Annotated in this window: 1 protein-coding gene and 1 pseudogene; both read left to right on the top strand. The window is 56.5% G+C overall.

All coding sequences use genetic code 11. The annotated features are described in order from the left end of the window. The first annotated feature begins 148 nt into the window (after window positions 1-148). Window positions 149-1,126: pseudogene (locus tag Q6D67_RS21470) on the top strand (IS5 family transposase). A 9-nt stretch (window positions 1,127-1,135) separates the two neighbouring features. Then, window positions 1,136-2,599 carry an FAD-dependent monooxygenase gene (locus tag Q6D67_RS21465; RefSeq protein WP_304707877.1) on the top strand — a complete coding sequence of 488 codons (1,464 nt, stop codon included), beginning with the start codon at window positions 1,136-1,138 and terminating at the stop codon, window positions 2,597-2,599. The last annotated feature ends 48 nt before the right edge of the window (window positions 2,600-2,647 follow it).

Below are 2,647 nucleotides of genomic sequence, written 5' to 3'. Positions count from 1 at the left end.
ATTGTTTGGCCTCCAACCTGCGATTGCGCTATTTTCCCTCATTCGAGGGAGTTTTTCAGCAACCTGCTAGGGAAACGCTGATTTATTCAGCTTGAGTCCATGCTTTGGTAAAATACAACTCCAATAATTGCATCGACCAAGAATGACCATGAAGCAGACGAGTTTCACCCAGGCTGAGTTCGCCGCCAAGAAAAAGAGAACCCGACGCGAGCGGTTTCTGGCCGAGATGGAGCAGGTGGTGCCCTGGTCGCGGCTGCTGAAAGCGCTCTCACCGCATTACTATCCCGATCCCCGCGGTAAGCGGGGCCGCCCGCCGATTCCCCTGAAGCGCATGCTGCGGATGTACTTTGTTCAGCAGTGGTATGCCCTCGCGGACGAAGCCCTGGAAGATGCCATCTATGACAGCCAGGCGCTGCGTGACTTTGTCGGCATCGACCTGAGTGTGGAATCGGTCCCGGACGCTACGACCTTGCTGAAATTCCGCCATCTGCTGGAAAAGCAGGCCTTTACCTAGGTCATCTTCGAGCAGATCAATGGGCACCTGGCCGAGCGTGGTGCTGATGCGCGAAGGCACGATCGTGGATGCCACCATTATGCCGCACCGCCTTCCACGAAGAACCGAGCCAAGGCCCGGGATCCGGAGATGCACCAAGCCAAGAAAGGCAATGAGCGGCACTTCGGCATGAAGGCCCACATTGGACCCGACGCGAACTCGGGACTGGTTCACAGCCTGACTGGCACAGCCGCCAATGTGGCAGACATCACCGAGTCCGAACACTTGTTGCACGGTGATGAAACCGAGGCCTACGCGGATGCCGGCTATACTGGCGTGGCCAAGCGTCCGGAGTTCCAGAACTCAGAGGTGACCTGGCACGTGGCCGAGAAGCGCGGCAAGATGAAGAAGATGGCAGAAGGTCCGCGTAAGACGCTGATCGTCCGCCGGGAGCGGGTCAAAGCCCAGATCCGCGCCAAGGTGGAGCACCCGTTCCACGTGGTAAAAAACCTGTTCCGGCACCGCAAGGTGCGTTATCGGGGGCTGTCCAAAAATACGGCGCAGCTGTTTACACTGTTCGGTCTGGCCAATCTGGTGCTGGCACGCAAGCTAAATCCGTCTCCGTGTGCCTAAAGGCCGCAGATTAGCGAATTTCCACACCTGATTGTGAACCAAGCTCGGGTTTTGGTTTACTTAGCCGAATTCGCCAAGAATGCGTCCGCCCGTCTGGAACCAGACTATGGCCTGGAATTTCTGGGCCTAGAGGTTCACGACGGAGAGGAATACCCTATCACCGATTCACTGCGACACGTTTCAGGACATCAGGAAGGCCAGGAACGCAAAGTTAAGGCCAAGTATGTAGTGGGCTGCGATGGCGCTCACAGCCGCGTGCGCGAATCGATTGGGCGCAAGCACACCGGGAAGGTAGCGAATCATGCCTGGGGCGTTATGGACGTGCTCGCGACCACCGATTTCCCTGACATCCGTACTAAGTGCGCCATTCAGTCCTCTACGGGCGGCAGCATTTTGCACATCCCCCGTGAAGGTGGCCACCTCTTCCGGATGTACGTCGACCTCGGTGAGGTTGCCGAGGATGATAACCGCCAGATTCGCAAGACAAGCCTGGAAAACATCATCGCCAAGGCCAACCAGATCCTGCATCCCTATACTCTTGAGGTGAAGGATTGTGCTTGGCATACCGTCTACGAAGTCGGCCATCGTGTCACCGACAAATTCGACGACGTGGCTCCCGAGGAAGGCGGATCTCGGACACCTCGGGTTTTCATCGCTGGCGATGCTTGCCATACTCACAGCGCCAAGGCCGGTCAAGGCATGAATGTGTCCATGCAGGACGGCTGGAACATTGCCTGGAAACTAGGCCATGTGCTCTCGGGCGCCGCGCCGGGATCTCTGCTTGAAACCTATTCGACCGAACGCCAGGAAGTCGCCCAGAACCTGATCAATTTCGATCGCGAATGGTCATCCTTGATGGCCAAGCGTGCCGAGGAGTTCGAGAATCCCCAGGAACTGGCGGACTTTTATATCAAAACCGCCGAATTCCCTGCCGGCTTCATGACCGAGTACCGGGAATCGATGATAACCGGTAGTACTGAACATCAGCGCTTGGCCAGCGGCTTCCCTGTAGGCAAACGCTTCAAATCAGCTCCGACAATGCGGGTTTGCGACGGCAACCCTGTACACTTGGGTCATCATGCAACCGCCGATGGGCGCTGGCGCATTTACGTCTTTGCCGACAGCAATAGTCCCGGCAAGGATACCCGCGTGGCCGCTTGGGGCGAATGGATGCTGAAGTCTCCAGACTCTCCAGTGGTGAAGTACACCCCCGAAGGAGCCGGCCTCGATACCCTTTTCGACGTCAAGGTGATCTTTCAGCAGCATCATGGCGACATCGAGTTCGGCCCGAGGATACCCGATATTTTCATGCCAAAGGCTGGACCCTTCCAGCTTACTGATTATGAGAAAGTATATGCCATCGACCCGGAGGCCGACATCTTTGAGGCAAGGGCCGTCGACCGGAACGGAGCCATTGTAGTGGTACGTCCCAATCAATATGTATCGCAGGTCACTAGTGTCCGGTTAATTTGATTACGATCATGCTGAAACCCAGTGTTGACGTGGCTTTACAGCCGATTT

The sequence above is a fragment of the Haliea sp. E1-2-M8 genome (genome assembly GCF_030649675.1).
Classification (GTDB): Bacteria; Pseudomonadota; Gammaproteobacteria; order Pseudomonadales; family Halieaceae; genus Haliea.
Note: the sequence above shows the minus strand (reverse complement) of the source record. Positions and strands in the feature narration are given on the sequence as shown.